The organism is Pseudomonas sp. WS 5010, assembly GCF_012985565.1.
In the GTDB taxonomy this organism is placed as follows: domain Bacteria; phylum Pseudomonadota; class Gammaproteobacteria; order Pseudomonadales; family Pseudomonadaceae; genus Aquipseudomonas.
The window spans coordinates 139,787-159,619 of sequence record NZ_JAAQWQ010000009.1 but is presented as its reverse complement, the minus strand read 5'-3'; the positions used below and the strand labels follow the sequence as shown (position 1 = coordinate 159,619).

The window sequence follows — 19,833 nt, the reverse complement described above, 5'->3', positions numbered from 1 at the left end:
CTGCCCAAAACAGCTGTGGAGTGATGGATGAAAACCTGGCGTGTGTTAGTGACCGCGATGGTGTCGCTGCTCCTGAGCGGCTGCCTGGTGACCTTCAAGGAGCCCCTGCCGGCCAGCGAGGCCGCACCTGACGCGCTGCTGGGCAAGTGGGCCAGCAGGAACGCCTGGGGCGAGCCGCTCGACCTGCAGATCAGCCGGGTGGGCCAGCATCGCTACAAGGCAGTGAGCTCCTCGCAGACCCAGCCGATCAAGCGCGACGAGTATTTGTTCAGTGTGTCCCGCCACGGCAACCGCTGGTACCTGTCGGCGCCGCTGCCAAACAAGCTGGGCGGGCACTTTATCCTCGCCGGGTTTGAATTGAATGAGGCCCGCGAGCTGGTGGTCTACAACCTCGATCCCGAGGCGATCAACCAGGCCATCACGCACAAAACCCTGAGTGGCAGCAGTGTCGAGACCGTCGAAGGGGACGGGACATTGATCGACAGCCCCATGAGCCAGGTCTTGGCTTACCTGGATGATCCGGCCAACGCCGATGTGTTTGTCGAAGCCGTACGCTATAAACATGTGGGCAAATAACGTTTAAAGAGGAAGCACCGGGTGGACGATTACCAGCAGACGATACGCACCTTGTCCGATCGCATTGTGCTGGCGCAAACACCGATTCGCGTCCTCGACGCCGTGAAGTGGGACGACAACATTCGCAAGGGCTTCCTCCAGGGCAAGGGCAAGCACATGCCGGCCGTGGACCGCGACTATTACCTGAACCGGCCACTGTCGTTCGACTCCAGTAAGGTGAAGCTGGAGTTCCAGAACATTGAGCGTGATATCACTCGCCAATTGGGCCAGTTCAACCCGGTCGGGCAGATCATGCGGCGTATGTGCAAGGAATACCGCATGGTGGTGCGCATGCTCGAAGCCCGTGGCACCGAGGATTTCGGCCTGATTTCCCAGGAACTCTACGGCGCGGCCTCCGATGCATTCCATGCCGGCGACCCGACCCTGGCCGACCTGGGCCTGATGCTCTCCGATTACCTGAACAATATCGACGGCCGTGGCGATCTCAAGGACGAAGCCAAGACCCTGACCGCCAAGGACGCCGTCAGCCTGCTGCAAAGCCGCCTGAACAAGGTGTTTGGCGAGGCCGAGGAAACCATCCGCGTATTTGAGTCCGATGGCATCGTCGCCGACGCGGCGGCGGGTGCCGACTACATCAAGATCCGCACCGATGCGATGTTCAACGAGCGCGATGTGCGGGCCCTGGAAGTCCACGAAGGGCTGGTCCATGTGGGCACCACCCTCAACGGCCAGAACCAGCCGATCTGCACCTTCCTGTCCAAGGGCCCACCGTCGTCGACCGTGACCCAGGAGGGCCTGGCGATCCTGATGGAGATCATCACCTTCGCCTCCTACCCCAGCCGCCTGCGCAAACTGACCAACCGCACCCGCGCGATCCATATGGTGGAAGAGGGTGCCGATTTCCTGCAGGTGTTCGAGTTCTTCCGCGAGCAGGGCTTTGAAATGGCCGAGAGCTACGGCAACGCCAGCCGGGTGTTTCGCGGCTCGACGCCGACGGGCCTGCCGTTTACCAAGGATCTGTCCTACCTCAAGGGCTTTATCATGGTCTACAACTACATCCAGCTGGCCGTGCGCAAGGGCAAGCTGGAGCAGGTGCCGCTGTTGTTCTGCGGCAAGACCACCCTGGAAGACATGCGCACCTTGCGCCAACTGGTGGACGAAGGCCTGGTGGTGCCACCCAAGTACTTGCCGGAGCAGTTTCGCGATATGAACGCGTTGTCGGCGTGGATGTGCTTCTCCAACTTCCTCAATCACCTGAGCCTGGACCGGATCGAGGCGGACTACTCCAATATCCTCTGACCAAATCCCATCAACTGTAGGAGCTGGCTTGCCTGCGATCTCGGTCTGTCAGCCACCGGTGGAGTAACTGACAGCCAGCTCCGACAGTTAGTCTTCATTGATTATCAGGGTTGTGTCCCCACCCATTTACGAGGTTTCAACGGATGAGACTGCTCGGCATCCTATGCCTGCTCCTGACCCTCAACGGCTGCAGCTCGCTGCTGTTCTACCCCGAGCCCGGCCTGCCATTTACCCCGCAACAGGCGCGCCTGGAATACCGTGACGTCACCCTGACCACCGCCGATGGCCTCAAGCTGCGCGCCTGGTGGCTGCCGGCCAAGGCCGGTGTGCCGCTCAAGGGCACGGTGCTGCATTTGCACGGCAACGGGGGCAACCTGTCCGGGCACCTGGGGGGCAGTTGGTGGCTGCCGGCCCAGGGTTATCAAGTGCTGATGCTGGACTATCGCGGCTATGGCGTGTCCGAAGGCAAACCTTCGCTGCCGGCCATCTACCAGGACCTGGATGCGGCTTTCCAGTGGCTTGACCAGGCCCCCGAGACCCAGGGCCAGCCGCTAGTGGTGCTCGGCCAGAGCCTGGGCGGGGCATTGGCGGTGCATTACCTGGCGGCACATCCCGAGCGCCAGCCCCGGCTCAAGGCGCTGGTGTTGGATGGCGTGCCCGCCAGTTATCGTGATATAGGGCAATTCGCCCTGAGCACTTCCTGGCTAACATGGCCGTTTCAGGTGCCGTTGTCGTGGCTGGTGCCGGACGCCGACAGCGCGATCCACGGCATGCCGCAGCTGACCGGCGTGCCGAAACTGCTGTTCCACAGTCTGGATGATCCGATCGTGCCGCTTTCCAACGGCATCCGTCTGTATCAAGCTGCGCCGCCGCCAAGGGTGCTGCAATTGACCCGCGGTGGGCATGTGCAGACTTTTGCCGACAAGACCTGGCAAACCGTGATGCTGCGTTATCTTGACGACCCGCAGCATTTCAATGGCCTGCGCCGCCTGGGGGAAATCCCCAATTACCCGGCGGCCGCCACTCCTAAAGTTGAATCATCAGAGAGCCCGCAATGAGCGAAGAACGCAACATGATCCCCCTGATCCTCACCGGTATCGGCACCATCATCGGCACCGTTGGCTGCCTGTGGTACTACGGCTACCTGCACTTCGCCAAGCCCGAGGACGCGTTGCTGCTCAGTGATTTCACCATGCTCAAGACGGTGCCCGGCGAGGACTATAAAGTCTCCCTGACCCCGGCTCCCCAGGTGGCACAGTGCGTCGACGGTGTGCTGGTGCTGTTTGATACCGAGCAGAAAGGGTTGACAGGTGTACTGGTGAACAACAAGAAGCAGGCGGTGCGTTGCATGGGCCAGGAAACCCCGCAATTGCAGGAGTAAGCACGCTGGTAGTTTTTGGAACCATATTTTGTGTGAAGCCACTGATTGGGTTGTCAGCAGCGCTGACGAGCAACCCCCTTAATTATGTGGAGTATCGCTATGAGTATTGGTGGAGTAGGTGGTGGTAGCGGGTTCGGTAACTTCGGCGGCGCCGGCATGGGCGATTCCGGCAATATGGTCGGCAAGGGCGTCGAAGGGGGCCAGCAGCAGGGTGGTGCAGACCCGGAAGCGCTGAAGAAACTCCTGGCGCAACTGTTGGGCGGCGCGGGCGGTGCAGGCGGCTCCCAGGGCAGTGGCGCAAATGGTGGTGGCGAGGATGAGCAAGATCCTCTGCGCAAGCAGATGGATCGCGACGGCCAGCAAGGCATGCAGATGCCCCAAGAGAACACCAACTCAGTCAACTTCGGCTGACCCAAAGCTATCTGCCGCAGTTCTTCTACAAAAAAAGCCCTGCCTGGAATCCAGGCAGGGCTTTTTTAGCGGTGTACGTCAGTCGGTTACTGAACCGAAGAACGTGGCTTGACCGGCTGGTTGTCGTTGGAGATGGTCACTTCAACGCGACGGTTCATGGCGCGGCCCGAAACGCTTGCGTTATCGGCAACCGGGTATGCCTTGCCGTAGCCAGCAGTCACGATGCGGCTTGGGTTAACGCCCATCTTGATCAGTGCAACCTGCACCGAAGTAGCACGGCGCTCGGACAAGGTCTGGTTGTAGGCATCGCTGCCGGTGCTGTCGGTGTAGCCTTCGATAATGACTTTACGATCTGGGTTTTCCTGGAGGAATTGCGCCAGTTTGTTGATGTTCACCAGGCCGCTGGATTTCAGGTCGGCCTTGTTGGTGGCGAACAGCACATCACCAAAGGTCACCAGGGTCCCGCGTTCAGTCTGCTTGGCGTTCAAGCTGTTTTGCAGCTGCTTGATCTGCGCGTCGCGGGCTTCGAGCAGGGCGCGGGCACGTTCGTCGCCGGCGTTTTTCAGCTTGGCTTCGGATTCGCGCAGGGCGATGGTGTCCTTGGCCACTTCAACGCGCTGGTTGGTCAGGTAGGCCAGTTGGTCGACCTTCTTCTCGTCTTCCTTGTCGCGGTACGCCTTGTCGGCCTTGTCCAGCCATTCGCTGGCGTCCTTGGTTTCCAGGGCGGCGATTTTGGTCGCTTGTGGGTTGGCTTGCAGGGCCGAGAAGTTGGTCCGTGCGTTTTCCAGGTTCGCGTTAGGCGGGGTGGAGCAAGCCGCCAATGCAACGCTCATCGCCAGCAGGGCAGGGATCATCAATTGTTTACGCATAGTGGTGTCGTCCTTTCAATTCGATTTCGGGTGCGATGCAAACAAGGGCGCTGCTTACTTCTGCTGGATTACAGCAGGACGCATGCCTTCGTTACGCAGCTCCTGAACAGCCTTCTGGGAGTCCTTCAGCGCCAGGTCGGCCTTGGCAGCCTGGGCCTTGCGCTCTGCAACGCGAGCGTCCCACTCAGCCTGTTCGGCCAGACGACGGGCTTCGTCGTACTTCTTGTCGTGCATGGCCAGCTCGGCTTGCTTGAGCTTGTCCTGGGCAGCTTTCATTTCCACGGCAGCGTATTCGGTACCGCCAGCGCTTACAGCGCTGTTCACGGCCGATTGGGTCACCGCGTACTGCTCGGTCGGCGGGTTGCCGGCGCAGCCCGCGAGGACGAAGCTGGTGCCGATTGCCAACGCGGCCAATTTGAGCCCGCGCAGGTGGTTAAACGAGGATTTGGCAGTGCTGGTCTTCATCGTCTTCAACTCCATTGGATAACTCCAGAAAAACATCAAATCCATCTACGGTGTTCAGCGTCTGCGTTTTGGCGGTGAAGCTCAGTGTGCCTTTTCAAACGCCTGTTCCAAGTGATGGCTTACTGGCTGTGACCCGAGGCTTTTTTGAATAGTTCAGCCAAAGATGGCGATTTGCCCGAAAAAACATCTGAACAAATCTGACTGAGTGGTCAGTGTTTAAAAATCGGAACTTTTGCCATCCATAGCGGTATGCCGGGCCTATGAAAGGCCCGGTACGCTGGGGAATGGTTTTTTTCAGCGGATGTTTATCAGTGTTTCTGATCGTCAGGCGTGGCTGACATATCGTGCAGGTAGCGCCGTGACAACGACAGGAAGCGCGGTGTGGGGCCGACGTCTTCATACAACGGGTCACCCTCTTCATCAGTGGCAACCACATGCTGGCCCCGGATATAGGGAAAGCTGGCTTCCAGCTCTTCCAGGGCGGCGCCGATCAACTCGCCGAGCAATTCCTCGGTGCTGCGCTTGGGGTACATCTCGCGGATGGCCGCCAGCCGTGCGGCGGCCTCGACATCCAGGTGGATGGCATATTCGGTCTTGGTCAGGCGACCCTTGGCGGTTTCTTCCCATTGCTGGGCCAGTTCTCGGATTTTCATGGCAACCTCAGTGATGCCCAGGGTAGCGGGCGGTGATGAGTGACCGGTCGCGGCGTGGATAACGCGACGACGTATCCTTGAGACTAGCTGCAACCGCCAAGGTTTAAAGTTCCTTGTAAGAGCAAGGCTTGATCGGCACTCTTAAAGATCAAAGCGTCCCGGATTCCTGGCTGGAGATTGGCTGATGAGCGATATCGATGCACGTTTGCGTGAAGATGTTCACCTGCTGGGTGAACTGTTGGGCAACACGATTCGAGAACAGTACGGTGATGAGTTCCTCGCCAAGATCGAGCAGATCCGCAAGGGCGCCAAGGCCGATCGCCGGGGCGGGGCAACCGAGGCGGCAGCTGGCGAAGAGCTCAGCGCCAGCCTCAACCAGTTGCAGGAAGACGAGCTGTTGCCGGTGGCACGTGCGTTCAACCAGTTCCTCAACCTGGCCAATATCGCCGAGCAGTACCAACTGATTCACCGGCGCGATGAATCCCAGCCCGCCCCGTTCGAGTCGCGGGTACTGCCCGAACTTCTGGCGCGCCTGCAGAGTGAGGGCCATAGCAGCGAATCCCTGGCCCGGCAGTTGGCGCGGCTGGAGATCGAACTGGTGCTCACCGCCCACCCCACCGAAGTTGCGCGTCGCACCCTGATCCAGAAATATGACGCCATCGCCGCCCAACTGGCGTTGCAGGATCACCGTGACTTGACCAGCGCCGAGCGCGAGCAGATTCGCCAGCGCTTGCAACGGCTGATCGCCGAAGCCTGGCACACCGAAGAAATCCGCCGCACCCGGCCCACCCCGGTGGACGAGGCCAAGTGGGGCTTTGCGGTGATCGAGCATTCGCTGTGGCACGCCATCCCCAACTACCTGCGCAAGGCCGATCACGCCTTGCACGCCGCGACCGGCCTGCGCCTGCCCCTGGAGGCGGCACCGATCCGCTTTGCCTCATGGATGGGCGGTGACCGTGACGGCAACCCCAACGTGACGGCACCCGTGACCCGCGAAGTATTGCTGCTGGCGCGCTGGATGGCCGCAGACCTGTATCTGCGTGATATCGATCACCTGGCATCCGAGCTGTCGATGCAGCAGGCCAGCCCCGAGTTGCAGGCCAAGGTCGGCGATAGCGTCGAACCTTATCGGGCCTTGCTCAAGCAACTGCGCGAACGCCTGCGCGCCACCCGCAATTGGGCGCACGCGGCGTTGACCGCCAGCCTCCCGGCGCCGGCTGATGTGCTGCAAAACAATCGCGACCTGCTGGAGCCGTTGGAGCTGTGCTACCAGTCCCTGCACGCCTGCGGCATGGGCGTGATTGCCGACGGCCCGCTGCTCGATTGCCTACGCCGTGCGGTAACGTTCGGCCTGTTCCTGGTGCGCCTGGATGTGCGCCAGGACTCCAGCCGTCACTCGGCGGCGATGACCGAGATCACCGACTACCTGGGCCTGGGCCGCTATGAGGATTGGGACGAAAACGCGCGCATCACCTTCCTGATGAAGGAGTTGGCCAACCGTCGCCCATTGTTGCCAGGCTATTTCAAGCCGTCGGCCGACACCGCCGAAGTGCTCAATACCTGTAAGGAAATTGCCGCCGCGCCAGCCGCATCCCTGGGTTCCTACGTCATCTCCATGGCGGGTGCGGCATCCGATGTGCTGGCGGTGCAGCTGCTGCTCAAGGAGTCCGGGGTGCAGCGGCCGATGCGTGTGGTGCCGCTGTTCGAGACCCTGGCCGACCTGGACAACGCCGGCCCGGTGATCGAGCGCCTGTTGCTGCTACCGGGCTATCGCGCGCGCCTGCAAGGCCCGCAGGAAGTGATGATCGGCTATTCGGACTCGGCCAAGGACGCCGGCACTACCGCTGCGGCCTGGGCGCAGTACCGGGCCCAGGAACGGCTGGTGGATATCTGCCGCGAGCAGCAGGTGGAACTGTCATTGTTCCATGGTCGTGGCGGCACCGTTGGCCGTGGCGGTGGCCCGGCTCACGCGGCGATCCTGTCGCAGCCACCGGGCTCGGTAGCCGGGCGTTTTCGCACCACCGAGCAGGGCGAGATGATTCGCTTCAAGTTCGGCTTGCCGGATATCGCCGAGCAGAACCTCAATCTGTATCTGGCCGCAGTGCTGGAGGCGACCTTGTTGCCACCGCCGCCCCCGGAGCCGGCCTGGCGGCATTTGATGGACGAATTGGCCGCCGATGGCGTCAGCGCCTATCGCGCGGTAGTGCGGGAAAATCCGCAGTTCGTCGAGTACTTCCGCCAGTCCACGCCCGAGCAGGAACTGGGCCGCTTGCCCCTGGGCAGTCGCCCGGCCAAACGCCGTGCTGGGGGCATCGAAAGCCTGCGTGCGATCCCGTGGATTTTCGGCTGGACCCAGACGCGCCTGATGTTGCCGGCCTGGCTGGGCTGGGAAGCTGCATTGAGCAAGGCCCTGGAGCGGGGCGAAGGCGAGTTGCTGGGGCAGATGCGTGAGCAATGGCCGTTCTTCCGTACGCGCATCGACATGCTGGAAATGGTCCTGGCCAAGGCCGACGCCGATATCGCCCGCCTGTATGACGAGCGTCTGGTGCAGCCGGACCTGCTGCCATTGGGTGCGCATTTACGCGACCTATTGTCGCAGGCGTGTGCCGTGGTGCTTGGCCTGACCGGGCAGTCGCAACTGCTGGCCCACAGTCCCGACACCCTGGAGTTCATCCGCCTGCGCAACACCTACCTTGACCCATTGCACCTGCTGCAGGCCGAGTTGTTGGCGCGGTCCCGCCAGCAGGAAGCGACACAGGACAGCCCTCTGGAACAGGCGCTGCTGGTGTCCGTGGCCGGTATTGCCGCCGGGCTGCGTAATACCGGCTGACATTTGTCGCGTGTTCTCAAGGGCTTGCACGCAAAACCGCCGGTTGACCCGAAAGGGCTCTGCCGGCGGTTTTGGGTTTGGGTTGCACCAAGGGATACCGCGACCAAAAGGCTTGTGTGGTGCGGGTTCTTCCGACTTTTGGCGGCTTGTGTGGTTAGGGCTCGCTGTGTATCTTGATCAGCCTTTGGCCGTTTGGGCGGCCTGGATTCGTATTTTTACGAGCATATTCTACGAGATTGGCCCCACGCGGCGAATCCGAGCGTCATCTCTATAAAAAATTGAGGAGCACATCGATGCGCGTCATTCTGCTGGGAGCTCCCGGGGCCGGTAAAGGTACTCAGGCAAAGTTCATCACTGAAAAGTTCGGCATTCCACAAATCTCCACTGGCGACATGCTGCGCGCCGCCGTCAAGGCCGGTACCGAGCTGGGCCTGATCGCCAAGAGCGTGATGGACAGCGGTGGCCTGGTCTCCGACGACCTGATCATCAACCTGGTCAAGGAACGCATCAGCCAGGAAGACTGCAAGAACGGTTTCCTGTTCGACGGTTTCCCACGCACCATTCCCCAGGCCGAAGCCCTGGTGAAGGCCGGCGTCGAGTTGGATGCCGTGGTCGAAATCGCCGTTGAAGACGAAGAGATCGTCCAGCGTATCGCCGGTCGCCGCGTTCACGAAGCCTCGGGCCGCGTCTACCACATCGTCTACAACCCGCCAAAAGTGGCTGGCAAGGATGATGTAACCGGTGACGACCTGGTGCAGCGCAAGGACGATACCGAAGAAACCGTGCGTCATCGCCTGTCGGTCTACCACTCCCAGACCAAGCCGCTGGTGGACTTCTACCAGAAGCTGTCGGCTGCCCAGGGCAAACCGAAATACAGCCACATCCCGGGCGTTGGCTCGGTGGAAGCCATCACCGCCAAGGTGCTGGAAGCGCTGAACTGATCTGACGATCGGCGTGATGTTCAACGGCCCGCTTGCGGGCCGTTGTTGTTTATACTGGCGCACTTTTTTTCGATTTGGACACCCACACCGATGAGCACCCTGCTGGCCCTGGACACCGCGACTGAAGCTTGCTCCGTTGCCCTGCTGCATAACGGCAAGGTCACGAGCCACTATGAGGTGATCCCGCGCCTGCACGCGCAAAAGCTGCTGCCGATGATCAAGCAGTTATTGCTCGATGCCGGCACCACCTTGTCGGCGGTGGACGCCATCGCCTTTGGTCGTGGCCCGGGCGCGTTCACCGGCGTGCGCATCGCCATCGGGGTGGTGCAGGGCCTGGCGTTTGCCCTGGAACGGCCAGTATTGCCGGTGTCCAACCTGGCCGTGCTGGCCCAGCGCGCGCTGCGTGAGCACGGCGCGGCCCAGGTCGCGGCAGCCATCGATGCGCGGATGGATGAGGTCTACTGGGGTTGCTACCGCGAGACCGCAGGCGAAATGCGCCTGGTCGGCGTTGAAGCCGTACAGCCGCCCGAGGCCGCCGCGTTGCCGGCCGATGCCAGTGGCGACTGGTTTGGTGCCGGTACCGGTTGGGGGTATGGCCAGCGGATCGCCGTGCCCACGATGGGCCAGGATGCCACGATGCTGCCCCATGCCGAAGACCTGCTGGCCCTGGCGCGTTTTGCCTGGGAACGCGGCGAGGCGATTCCCGCCGACCAGGCCGCCCCGGTGTACCTGCGCGATAAAGTGGCGCAGACCAAGGCCGAACGCGGGCTCTAGGCTTATTGCGGTTAGCCTCTAATGTGGGAGCTGTCGAGCCCCAGCGAGGCTGCGATAGCGGTGTGTCAGGTGCCATGAATAGTGGCAGTGTCGCCGCCATCGAAGCCTCGCTGGGGCTCGACAGCTTCCACCGTTGATCGCCGGCAATTGGCGCCAATCGTCAGAATTTGCCCCCGGTTTTAAACCTTTGCCCGTTTATGTGTTCTAGTTATCACCAGAGCATTTGCGCGCCAAGGAAAGTGCCGCTAAATTGCCATCATTGATCACGGATCTGCATGCATGCGTATAGACGGCTTTTCCTCCCAGTCCTACCCCCTCAAGCGCAAGCCACGCAAGGCGAACGTGAAGGTAGACGAGTCCGTCGAAGAATCCCCCGATTTTATTGAAATCCAGCCCGAAACCTCCCAGGGCGCAGCGGTTTCCGCCCGTGCCCAAGGTGCCAGCGGTGCGCGTATCGGCGGCGTTCCGGCCCGCCAGCAAGACATGGTCTTCCCGCGCTCCATGAGCAAGAACGTCGCCACGGCCCTGGCCAGCTACCTGACCACAGCAGGCTTTGTCGATTGGGATATGGAAGTGCTGGGTCTCGATATCCACATCTGATGTTGCTGCCTTATTTCCTCGGTTGCCCGTCCTGGAGTGAAAACGCCTGGCGCGAGTACCTGTATCCGCAAGACGCCCGCACCACAGATTTTCTCGGGCTGTATTGCCAGGTGTTCAATGCCTGCGAAGGCAACACCACGTTCTATGCGCGGCCCTCCGTCGCGACTGTGCAGCGCTGGGCCGAGATCATGCCCGCGCACTTTCGCTTTACCGCCAAGTTTCCCGGTGATATCAGCCACAGCGCTGACCTGCGCGAACAGTTGCCCGCCGCCGAAAGCTTCCTCGGTTTGATGAGCCCGCTGGGCGAGCGGGTTTCGCCACTGTGGCTGCAACTACCGGCCAGCTTCACCCCGCAGCGGCTGGGGGAACTGGCAGGGTTTATCGACGGCCTGGAGCGGCCATTGGCGGTGGAGGTGCGTCACCGCGAGTTCTTCGCCAAAGGCGATGCCGAGCGCAGCCTCAACCGCCTGCTGCGTGACCGTGGTGTCGAGCGGATCTGCCTGGATCCTCGGGCGCTGTTCAGTTGCACGTCCACCTCGGCGGCGGTACTCCACGCCCAATCGAAAAAGCCCAAGGTACCGCCCCGGCCTGCGGCGTTGACCCAGTTTCCCCAGGTGCGTTTTATCGGCCACCCGGACCTGGAAGCCAACGATCCGTTCCTGGTGCCGTGGGTTGAAAAGGTCGCTGGCTGGATCGAGGAGGGCCGCACGCCCTATGTGTTCCTGCACACCTCGGACAACCGCCTGGCGGCCCAATTGGCCATGCGTTTTCATCAGCAATTGATGGTGCGATTGCCTGGGTTGCCGGCGTTGGCGCAGTTGCATCGGGAGCCCGCTGTGGAGCAACTGGGGTTACTCTAGGGTTCTTTTATGCCTGGAGTCAGTCATGGATGCCCAAACCCTTCGCGCCGAATCCTTTCGAGCCCTGCACGAGCGTGACCGTGCATTCGTGATGCCCAACCCGTGGGACGCCGGTTCCGCCAAGATGCTCGCCAGCCTCGGCTTTGAAGCCCTGGCCACTACCAGCGCGGGTTTTGCCTTCAGTCTGGGGCGTCCGGATGCCGAAGGTGCGCTGTCGCTGGAGGACACTTTGGGCAACGCCGGGATGATCGTTCAGGCCACCGCGCTGCCGGTGGCTGCGGACCTGGAAAACGGCTTCAGCGATACGCCTCAAGGTTGTGCCCAGAGCCTGTTGCGGGCCGCCGCTACCGGCATCGTCGGCGGTTCTATCGAAGACGCTACGGGGATTGCGGTCGACCCGATCTACCCCTTTGATCTGTCTGTTGAGCGCATCGAGGCTGCCGTCGCTGCGGCGCGCAGCTTGCCATTCCCCTTCATGCTGACGGCCCGTGCGGAAAACCTCCTGCATGGTCGCCTGGATTTTCCCGACACTATTCGCCGTTTGCAGGCCTACGCCGAAGCGGGCGCCGACGTGTTGTATGCACCGGGCCTGCGCAGTGCTGAGGAAGTATTGGCGGTGGTGCGGGCGGTGGCGCCAAAACCGGTGAATGTGCTGATGTCAGGTGGCCTCAAGCTCTCGGTGGCGCAACTGAGCGAGATGGGCGTCAAGCGCATCAGCGTTGGCTCGGCCATGGCCCTGGCGGCCTACGGGGAGTTCTTCAGGGCCGCGCGGGAGGTTCAGGAACTGGGAACCTTCACCTTTACCGAGCGCTCGATGCCGTTCAGCCAGGCAAATCAGTTGTTCAAAGGTTGAGTCGTGGCTTTTTTCAAAGTGTTGGGGGTGTTGCTGCTACTCGCGGGCGGCCTACTCGTAGGCATCTGGCGCGGCTGGGTGCCGTTGCCCGCCGAATGGAACCCCTGGGCGCCCTTGGATGTGCGCGCCGTGCCCAACCTGCTGACGCGGTTCAAACTCGGACGGTTGCAGGATGATCCGGCACTGTGCGACGAGGTGCTGAAAAGCTCCGGGCTGCGCGTCAGCCATCAGGCGGACAGTCCCGCTGATGCGGCTTGCCCACTGCGCAATACCCTGCGGGTGCAGGGCGCGCAGGTGGGTTTGAGTAGCAGCTTTCTCGCCAGTTGCCCCTTGGCGGTGGCGTTTGCCCTGTTCGAGCGCCACAGCTTGCAGCCGGCCGCCCAGGCGGTGTTTGGCCAGGCGGTGACGCGGGTCGATCACCTGGGCAGTTTTGCCTGCCGCAATATGTATGGGCGTGCCGAAGGGCGGCTCAGCCAGCACGCCTCGGCCAATGCCCTGGATATCGCCGGGTTTCGCCTGGCGGATGGGCGCAGTATCAACGTGCTGAAGGATTGGCCTGGAGAGGGCGCCAACGCGCGCTTTTTGCGTCAGGTGCGCGACCGTGCGTGCAACGATTTCAACGTGGTCTTGAGCCCGGACTACAACGCTGCCCATCGCAACCATTTCCATCTGGACATGGGGCGTTGGTGGGTGTGCCGCTAAGGGTCAGGCCGCCAGGCGCAGGTTGTTGAGGATCAGTGGGCGGGCCCAGCCGCAATCGAAGTCCAGGGCCTTTTGCTGCTGCACCAGTTCTTCATTCGGATACGGTTCGGCCGCCGCTGGCAGCAGGTCCAGTTCGAACTCGGCAATCGGCAGGAACAGCGGCTTGGGTTGTGGCGCCGGGCCTGGCTCGGGCAGTGGCTGGCCAGCGGTCAGGACGATCGGGCGTACCCAGCCGCTCTCGAAGTTCTGCTGGCGTTGCTGGGCGACGATTTCATCATCCGGGAACGGCACGGCCGCGGGTGGCAGCAGGTCCAGCTCGAATTCGGCAATCGGCAGGAACAGCGGTTCAGGCGGGGCGACCTCGGTGTCCTGGACGTCGCAATGACGTTGGGTAACGATTTGGGTCAGCAGGTCGCTGCCGGCGCTGGGTTCGATCGAGGTATCCACCGGCACCGGATCTGCGGCCAGCTGCGCACCTGGCTCCTGGCCAAGTTGCTCGGCCAACGCCCGGGCGAAGAAGTCCTGCCACACATGACTGACGCCGGCCAGCGCTTGGGTATTGCGCAGGCCGAAGTGGTTGTGGGTCGGCAGGACACCGGTGAATAGGGAATGAATGTCTGACATTTCTCTCGGTCGACGCTCAGGGTCTGGCAAAATGCCTGATCCTTTTTTATCGGCCGCTTTTTGCCGATCCTTAATATTTTTGAGCGTAGTAAACGATGAGCGAACAACCCGCGGCCAGCCGCATTCGGGTCGAGGCCTTGGCCGAAGGTTTCCAGGCCCGTGCCCAGTACTGGGCCGAGCAGCTCGGCCTGCCGTTGCAGCTGGCGGATGCCGATTTTGCCCTGCAAGTGGGTGAGCACGGCCTGCAACTGCAACAGCAGGGCGCCGATGCGCCTGGGCCGGTGCGGGTGGATTTTGTCGAGGGCGGCGCGGCCCATCGCCGGCTTTACGGTGGTGGCAGCGGGCAGATGATCGCCAAGGCCGTAGGCGTGTCTCAAGGTGTGCGCCCCCGGGTGCTGGATGCCACGGCGGGCCTGGGCAAGGATGCGTTCGTGCTGGCCAGCCTGGGCTGTGAGATGAGCCTGATCGAGCGGCAACCGTTGATTGGTGCCTTGCTCGAAGATGGTCTGGCGCGTGGGGCCGATGATTTTGAAGTGGCGCCCATCGTTGGGCGGATGACCCTGCTCAAGGGCAACTCCATCGAGCTGATGCGTAACTGGGAAGGTGAGCCGCCGCAGGTGATCTACCTGGACCCGATGTTTCCTCATCGTGAGAAAACCGCCCTGGTGAAGAAGGAAATGCGCCTGTTCCGCCCGCTGGTGGGTGACGATCCGGATGCCCCGGCGTTGCTCGCGGCGGCCTTGGCCCTGGCCAGCCACCGGGTGGTGGTCAAGCGCCCGCGCAAGGCGCCGTGCATTGACGGGCCCAAGCCGAGCCACGCGCTGGACGGCAAATCCAGCCGGTACGATATTTACCCTAAAAAAGCGCTCAAGGCCTGAGGGCCCCGTCGCCGGCAAGCCGGCTCCTACAATAAACGCAATCACCTGTAGGAGCCGGCTTGCCGACGATGGCGTCAGATCGATCAACGACTGTTCAAGGTCGATACGCCCGCATAAACAACCCCACCACTTCCTGCACATGCTCTTCGGCGGCCGCTTCGCTCAAGCGGTCGCCGCAGCCATACAGCAAGCAGAAGTTCGCCGTGCCCTTGAGCAGGCAAAAGAAGTGTTCGGCTGCGGTAAACGGCTTGTCGATGCTCAGCGCACCGCTCTGGTTGATCTTGCCCAGCAAGCGCTCCATCCCCTGCAGCATCCGCATGGGGCCGGCTTCGAAGAAAATCTGCGACAGCTTCGGATCCTGATTGCCCGACGTCATCATCAAACGGTGCAGGTTCACCGACTCCTCACTGTTGATCAGCAGGTGAAAGCCCCGGGCGATGTTGAGCAGCACCTTCTCCACTGGCACACCGTCGGGCAGCTCGAAATACATGACCGGCAGTTGCGCTTCGCACTTGGCCTCGACGGCGGCGGTGAATAGCGTTTCTTTGTCGGTGAAGTGGCTGTAGACCGTCAGTTTCGACACGCCAGCCTCAAGGGCCACGGCATCCATGCTGGTACTCGCATAACCGTTGCTCAAAAACAGGATTTTCGCCGCGTCGAGGATTGCCTGGCGTTTTGCCATGTCCTTGGGGCGCCCAGGGCTATTGGTGTTTACAGGATTGTCGGACATTTTCACTTTAATACTGGACTGGTGAGTTTGGTATTAATAACATACCGGCCAGTATAATTATTCCAAGCACCATTTGCGAAAGGTCCTTCAGCATGCGCAGCATCTTCCTGCACCTCGCGTTGCCTGCGAGCCTTGCTCTTTTACTGGCTGCCTGCGGCCATGAAGAAGCGGCCCAAACCACCGTCCGCCCGGCCATGGTGGTGCAGCCACAACCCTCTGCGTTGGCAATGGACAGTTATCCAGGCGAGGTTCGTGCCCGGTATGAACCGGACCTGGCCTTTCGCATCGGCGGCAAAGTCAGCCGTCGTCTGGTGGAGGAGGGCGAGCGCGTCAAGGCCAACCAGCCGCTGGCGGAGCTCGATCCCCAGGATGTGCGCCTGCAACTGCAGGCTACCCGTGCCCAAGTCACGGCGGCCGAGGCCAACCTGAGCCTGGTGCGGGCCGAGCGTGATCGCTACAAGACCCTGATGGACCGTCAGATGGTCAGCCGCTCCCAGTACGACAATTCCGAAAACCTCTACCGCGCAGGCGTCGCCCGCTTGCAGCAGATCAAGGCAGAATTCGACGTGGCCAACAACCAGGCCGGCTATGCCGTGCTGCGCGCGCCCCAGGACGGGGTGGTGGCCAAGCGTGCGGTGGAAGTCGGGCAAGTGGTGTCTGCGGGGCAGACCGTGTTCACCCTGGCTACCGATGGCGAGCGTGAAGTGTTGATCAGCTTCCCGGAGCAAAGCTTCGGCCGCTTCAAGGTCGGCCAGCCGGTCTCCGTGGAACTGTGGAGCCAGCCCGACCAGCGTTTCGAGGGGCGTATTCGCGAGCTGTCGCCGGCAGCCGATCCCAAGTCACGCACCTTCGCCGCCCGCGTCGCCTTCAACGCCGGCAAAGTCCCGGCCGAGCTGGGGCAGAGTGCGCGGGTTTTCATCCAGGCTGACGGCGTGGTTCCGTTGTCGGTGCCGCTGTCTGCCCTCAGCGCAGATAACGGTGCGTCCTACGTCTGGTTGGTCAAGCCGGATAACACCCTCAAGCGCACAGCGGTGCGCATCGGCGCCTTCGGCGAAAAAAGCGTGCCGGTGCTCGAAGGCCTGACCCCCTCCGACTGGGTGATTGCCGCCGGTGTGCATGTGCTCCATGAGGGCCAGCAAGTACGCCCGGTGGATCGCTCCAACCGGGTGGTGAATCTGGCGGCCAACAAGGAGTAGTCCCCGATGGGTTTCAATCTTTCCGAATGGGCGTTGCGTAATCGCCAGATCGTACTGTTCCTGATGCTGCTGCTGGCCGTTGTCGGTACGTTGTCCTACACCAAGCTGGGGCAAAGTGAAGACCCGCCGTTCACCTTCAAAGCCATGGTGATCAAGACTAACTGGCCAGGCGCCACGGCCCAGGAAGTCTCGCGCCAGGTCACCGAGCGTATTGAAAAGAAATTGATGGAAACCGGCGAGTACGAGCGCATCGTCTCGTTCTCCCGCCCGGGCGAATCCCAGGTCACGTTTATGGCGCGGGACTCGATGCACTCGGCGCAGATTCCCGACCTGTGGTACCAGGTGCGCAAGAAGATCAGCGATATCCGCCAGACCCTGCCCCCGGATATCCAGGGCCCGTTCTTCAACGATGAATTCGGCACCACCTTTGGCAATATCTACGCCCTGACCGGCGAGGGTTTTGACTACGCCGTGCTCAAGGACTACGCCGACCGCATCCAGATCCAGCTGCAACGGGTGCCGGATGTGGGCAAGGTCGAGCTGCTGGGGTTGCAGGACGAGAAGATCTGGATCGAGCTGTCCAACCTCAAGCTCGCCACCCTCGGCCTGCCCCTGGCGGCGGTGCAACAGGCGTTGCAGGAGCAGAACGCGGTGTCCACCGCCGGCTTTTTTGAAACCCCGAGCGAGCGCGTGCAACTGCGGGTGTCGGGTAACTTCAAGGCGGTGGAGGAAATCCGCGATTTCCCGATCCGCGTGGGCGGCCGCACCTTCCGCATTGGTGACGTGGCCGAGATCCACCGTGGCTTCAACGACCCGCCCGCGCCGCGTATGCGCTACATGGGTGACGATGCGATCGGCCTGGCCGTGGCCATGCGCGATGGCGGGGACATCCTGGTACTGGGCAAGGCCCTTGAGGGCGAATTCGCACGCTTGCAGAAGAACCTCCCGGCAGGCATGGAGCTGCGCAAGGTGTCGGACCAGCCCGCTGCGGTGAAGACCAGCGTGGGCGAATTCGTCCAGGTGCTGGCCGAAGCATTGGCGATTGTATTGCTGGTGAGTTTCTTCTCCCTCGGCGTGCGTACCGGCATGGTGGTGGCCCTGGCGATTCCGTTGGTGTTGGCCATGACCTTTGCCTGCATGTATTACCTGGGGATCGGCCTGCACAAGATCTCCCTGGGTGCCTTGGTATTGGCTTTGGGCCTGCTGGTGGACGACGCGATCATCGCCGTGGAAATGATGGCGATCAAAATGGAGCAGGGCTACGACCGTCTCAAGGCCGCCAGTTTCGCTTGGACCAGTACGGCATTTCCGATGCTCACCGGTACGTTGATCACCGCAGCCGGCTTCTTGCCGATTGCCACCGCGCAATCGAGTACCGGTGAGTACACCCGCTCGATCTTCCAGGTGGTGACCATCGCGCTGCTGGCCTCGTGGGTTGCCGCCGTGGTGTTTGTGCCGTACCTGGGGGAAAAACTCCTGCCGGACCTGGCGAAGATTCATGCGGCCAAGCACGGCACTGATGGCCCGGATCCTTACGGCACGCCGTTCTATCAGCGCGTAAGGCGCTGGGTGGAATGGTGCGTGCGCCGGCGCAAAACCGTGATTGTACTGACCGTGCTGCTGTTTATCGGCTCGGTGGCGCTGTTCCGCTTTGTCCCGCAACAGTTCTTCCCGGCGTCCGGGCGCCTGGAGCTGATGGTCGACCTGAAACTGGCGGAAGGCGCCTCGCTGAGCAACACCGCCGATCAGGTCAAGCGTCTCGAAGGCTTGCTCAAGGCGCATGGGGGGATCGAAAACTACGTGGCCTATGTCGGCACCGGTTCACCGCGCTTCTACTTGCCGTTGGACCAGCAGTTGCCGGCGGCCAGCTTTGCCCAGTTCGTGGTGCTGGCCAAGACCATCGAGGAGCGCGAAACCCTGCGCACCTGGTTGATCGAAACCCTCAACGAGCAATTCCCCGACCTGCGTTCGCGGGTCACCCGCCTGGAGAACGGCCCGCCGGTTGGCTACCCTGTGCAGTTTCGCGTGACTGGCGAGCACATCGAAGAAGTGCGGGCCCTGGCGCGCAAGGTCGCGGCCAAGGTGCGGGAAAACCCCCACGTGGTGAATGTGCATCTGGACTGGGAAGAACCGAGCAAGATCGTCTACCTCAATGTCGACCAGGACCGCGCCCGCGCCTTGGGGGTGAGCACGGCCAACCTGTCGAAATTTCTCCAGAGCTCCCTGACCGGTTCCAGCGTCAGCCAGTACCGGGAGGACAACGAGTTGATCGAAATTCTCCTGCGCGGCACCGTGCATGAGCGCACCGAGTTGTCGCTGCTGCCGAGCCTGGCGGTGCCGACCGACAACGGCACCAGCGTGGCGCTGTCGCAGATCGCCACCCTGGAGTATGGCTTCGAGGAAGGCATTATCTGGCATCGCAACCGCCTGCCCACGGTGACCGTACGCGCCGATATCTACGGCAAGGAGCAACCGGCGACCCTGGTCCAGCAGATCCTGCCGACCCTGGCCCAGGTGCGGGCCGAACTGCCGGACGGTTACCTGTTGGACGTGGGAGGTACCGTCGAAGACTCCGCCCGTGGCCAGAACTCGGTGAAGGCTGGCGTGCCGCTGTTCATCGTGGTGGTGCTGACCTTGCTGATGCTGCAACTGCGCAGCTTCTCGCGCACGGCCATGGTGTTTCTTACCGCGCCCCTGGGGCTGATTGGCGTGACGCTGTTCCTGTTGGTGTTCCGCCAGCCGTTTGGCTTTGTGGCCATGCTTGGGACCATCGCGTTGTCGGGGATGATCATGCGTAACTCGGTGATCCTGGTGGATCAGATCGAGCAGGACATCAAGGCGGGCCTGGAGCCGTGGCAGGCGATTATCGAAGCCACCGTACGGCGCTTCCGCCCGATTGTGCTGACGGCGCTGGCGGCAGTGCTGGCGATGATCCCGCTGTCGCGCAGCGTGTTCTTCGGGCCAATGGCGGTGGCGATCATGGGCGGCTTGATCGTGGCCACGGCCCTGACCTTGCTGTTTTTGCCGGCGTTGTATGCGGCGTGGTTCCGGGTCCAGCCTAAGTCGGCATAAACCTGCGTAAAGCGGCTACACGGTTCAGGAACTGTTTCTTGCGTGCCTGCCACTCAGGGGTTACCTGGGTTGCAGGTGCCTTTTCCTGACAACGAAGTTGCTACAGGAAGAGGTTTAAT

General features: G+C 61.9%; 20 protein-coding genes. 15 read left to right on the top strand and 5 right to left on the bottom strand.

Features of this window, described 5'->3' with window-relative positions:
• Positions 1–27: 27 nt before the first annotated feature.
• The 5 genes from HBO11_RS25710 (at position 28) to HBO11_RS25690 (ending at position 3,667) form a co-directional block, all read left to right on the top strand.
• Positions 28–576: a hypothetical protein gene (locus HBO11_RS25710; RefSeq protein ID WP_169955703.1), complete on the top strand. Its 549-nt coding sequence runs from the start codon at positions 28–30 to the stop codon at positions 574–576.
• A 21-nt stretch (positions 577–597) separates the two neighbouring features.
• A complete protein-coding gene (locus tag HBO11_RS25705; RefSeq protein ID WP_169955704.1) occupies positions 598–1,875 on the top strand; it encodes a flavohemoglobin expression-modulating QEGLA motif protein in 1,278 nt (425 codons plus the stop codon).
• A gap of 143 nt (positions 1,876–2,018) precedes the next feature.
• Positions 2,019–2,933 carry an alpha/beta hydrolase gene (locus HBO11_RS25700; RefSeq protein ID WP_169955705.1) on the top strand — a complete coding sequence of 305 codons (915 nt, stop codon included), beginning with the start codon at positions 2,019–2,021 and terminating at the stop codon, positions 2,931–2,933.
• A complete protein-coding gene (locus tag HBO11_RS25695) occupies positions 2,930–3,256 on the top strand; it encodes a hypothetical protein (protein ID WP_032858203.1) in 327 nt (108 codons plus the stop codon). Before HBO11_RS25700 ends, HBO11_RS25695 begins: the two co-directional genes overlap by 4 nt.
• A gap of 99 nt (positions 3,257–3,355) precedes the next feature.
• Positions 3,356–3,667, top strand: a complete 312-nt coding sequence (locus HBO11_RS25690) for a hypothetical protein (protein WP_169955706.1) — start codon at positions 3,356–3,358, stop codon at positions 3,665–3,667.
• An 86-nt stretch (positions 3,668–3,753) separates the two neighbouring features.
• On the opposite strand, the gene HBO11_RS25685 is transcribed toward HBO11_RS25690, so the two are convergent.
• The 3 genes from HBO11_RS25685 to HBO11_RS25675 form a co-directional block, all read right to left on the bottom strand.
• Positions 3,754–4,536 (bottom strand): OmpA family protein, encoded by a 783-nt coding sequence (locus tag HBO11_RS25685; RefSeq protein WP_169955707.1) that lies wholly within the window; start codon positions 4,534–4,536, stop codon positions 3,754–3,756.
• Positions 4,537–4,590: 54 nt separating this feature from the next.
• Positions 4,591–5,016, bottom strand: coding sequence for a DUF4398 domain-containing protein (locus HBO11_RS25680; protein WP_029300159.1), 426 nt, complete (start codon positions 5,014–5,016; stop codon positions 4,591–4,593).
• A gap of 293 nt (positions 5,017–5,309) precedes the next feature.
• Positions 5,310–5,654, bottom strand: coding sequence for a hypothetical protein (locus HBO11_RS25675; protein ID WP_057441782.1), 345 nt, complete (start codon positions 5,652–5,654; stop codon positions 5,310–5,312).
• Between the two features lie 184 nt (positions 5,655–5,838).
• Between HBO11_RS25675 and ppc the strand changes: the two genes are divergently transcribed.
• From ppc to HBO11_RS25640, 7 genes are all read left to right on the top strand, one after another.
• Positions 5,839–8,484 carry a phosphoenolpyruvate carboxylase gene (ppc, locus tag HBO11_RS25670; protein WP_169955708.1) on the top strand — a complete coding sequence of 882 codons (2,646 nt, stop codon included), beginning with the start codon at positions 5,839–5,841 and terminating at the stop codon, positions 8,482–8,484.
• Positions 8,485–8,777: 293 nt separating this feature from the next.
• The gene (gene adk / locus HBO11_RS25665; protein ID WP_169955709.1) at positions 8,778–9,425 is read left to right on the top strand and encodes an adenylate kinase; all 648 of its coding nucleotides are present in this window, start codon (positions 8,778–8,780) and stop codon (positions 9,423–9,425) included.
• A 90-nt stretch (positions 9,426–9,515) separates the two neighbouring features.
• On the top strand, positions 9,516–10,199 hold the full coding sequence (tsaB, locus tag HBO11_RS25660; RefSeq protein WP_169955710.1) for a tRNA (adenosine(37)-N6)-threonylcarbamoyltransferase complex dimerization subunit type 1 TsaB: 684 nt from the start codon (positions 9,516–9,518) through the stop codon (positions 10,197–10,199).
• Positions 10,200–10,478: 279 nt separating this feature from the next.
• Positions 10,479–10,799 carry a hypothetical protein gene (locus tag HBO11_RS25655; protein WP_169955711.1) on the top strand — a complete coding sequence of 107 codons (321 nt, stop codon included), beginning with the start codon at positions 10,479–10,481 and terminating at the stop codon, positions 10,797–10,799.
• Positions 10,799–11,659: a DUF72 domain-containing protein gene (locus HBO11_RS25650; RefSeq protein ID WP_169955712.1), complete on the top strand. Its 861-nt coding sequence runs from the start codon at positions 10,799–10,801 to the stop codon at positions 11,657–11,659. Before HBO11_RS25655 ends, HBO11_RS25650 begins: the two co-directional genes overlap by 1 nt.
• 25 nt (positions 11,660–11,684) lie before the next feature.
• Entirely contained in the window at positions 11,685–12,512 is an 828-nt protein-coding gene (locus tag HBO11_RS25645; protein WP_170042937.1) for an isocitrate lyase/phosphoenolpyruvate mutase family protein, read from the top strand.
• 3 nt (positions 12,513–12,515) lie between these two features.
• Entirely contained in the window at positions 12,516–13,214 is a 699-nt protein-coding gene (locus HBO11_RS25640; protein ID WP_169955714.1) for an extensin family protein, read from the top strand.
• A 3-nt stretch (positions 13,215–13,217) separates the two neighbouring features.
• On the opposite strand, the gene HBO11_RS25635 is transcribed toward HBO11_RS25640, so the two are convergent.
• Positions 13,218–13,838 carry an energy transducer TonB gene (locus tag HBO11_RS25635; protein ID WP_169955715.1) on the bottom strand — a complete coding sequence of 207 codons (621 nt, stop codon included), beginning with the start codon at positions 13,836–13,838 and terminating at the stop codon, positions 13,218–13,220.
• Positions 13,839–13,933: 95 nt separating this feature from the next.
• Here HBO11_RS25635 and HBO11_RS25630 point away from each other — a divergent pair, with 95 nt between their 5' ends.
• Positions 13,934–14,716 (top strand): class I SAM-dependent methyltransferase, encoded by a 783-nt coding sequence (locus HBO11_RS25630; RefSeq protein ID WP_169955716.1) that lies wholly within the window; start codon positions 13,934–13,936, stop codon positions 14,714–14,716.
• 94 nt (positions 14,717–14,810) lie between these two features.
• On the opposite strand, the gene HBO11_RS25625 is transcribed toward HBO11_RS25630, so the two are convergent.
• On the bottom strand, positions 14,811–15,446 hold the full coding sequence (locus HBO11_RS25625) for a TetR/AcrR family transcriptional regulator (RefSeq protein WP_169955717.1): 636 nt from the start codon (positions 15,444–15,446) through the stop codon (positions 14,811–14,813).
• A gap of 92 nt (positions 15,447–15,538) precedes the next feature.
• On the opposite strand from HBO11_RS25625, the gene HBO11_RS25620 reads away from it, so the two are divergent.
• Positions 15,539–16,642 carry an efflux RND transporter periplasmic adaptor subunit gene (locus tag HBO11_RS25620; RefSeq protein ID WP_169955718.1) on the top strand — a complete coding sequence of 368 codons (1,104 nt, stop codon included), beginning with the start codon at positions 15,539–15,541 and terminating at the stop codon, positions 16,640–16,642.
• Between the two features lie 6 nt (positions 16,643–16,648).
• Positions 16,649–19,714 carry an efflux RND transporter permease subunit gene (locus tag HBO11_RS25615; RefSeq protein ID WP_169955719.1) on the top strand — a complete coding sequence of 1,022 codons (3,066 nt, stop codon included), beginning with the start codon at positions 16,649–16,651 and terminating at the stop codon, positions 19,712–19,714.
• Positions 19,715–19,833: the final 119 nt, after the last annotated feature.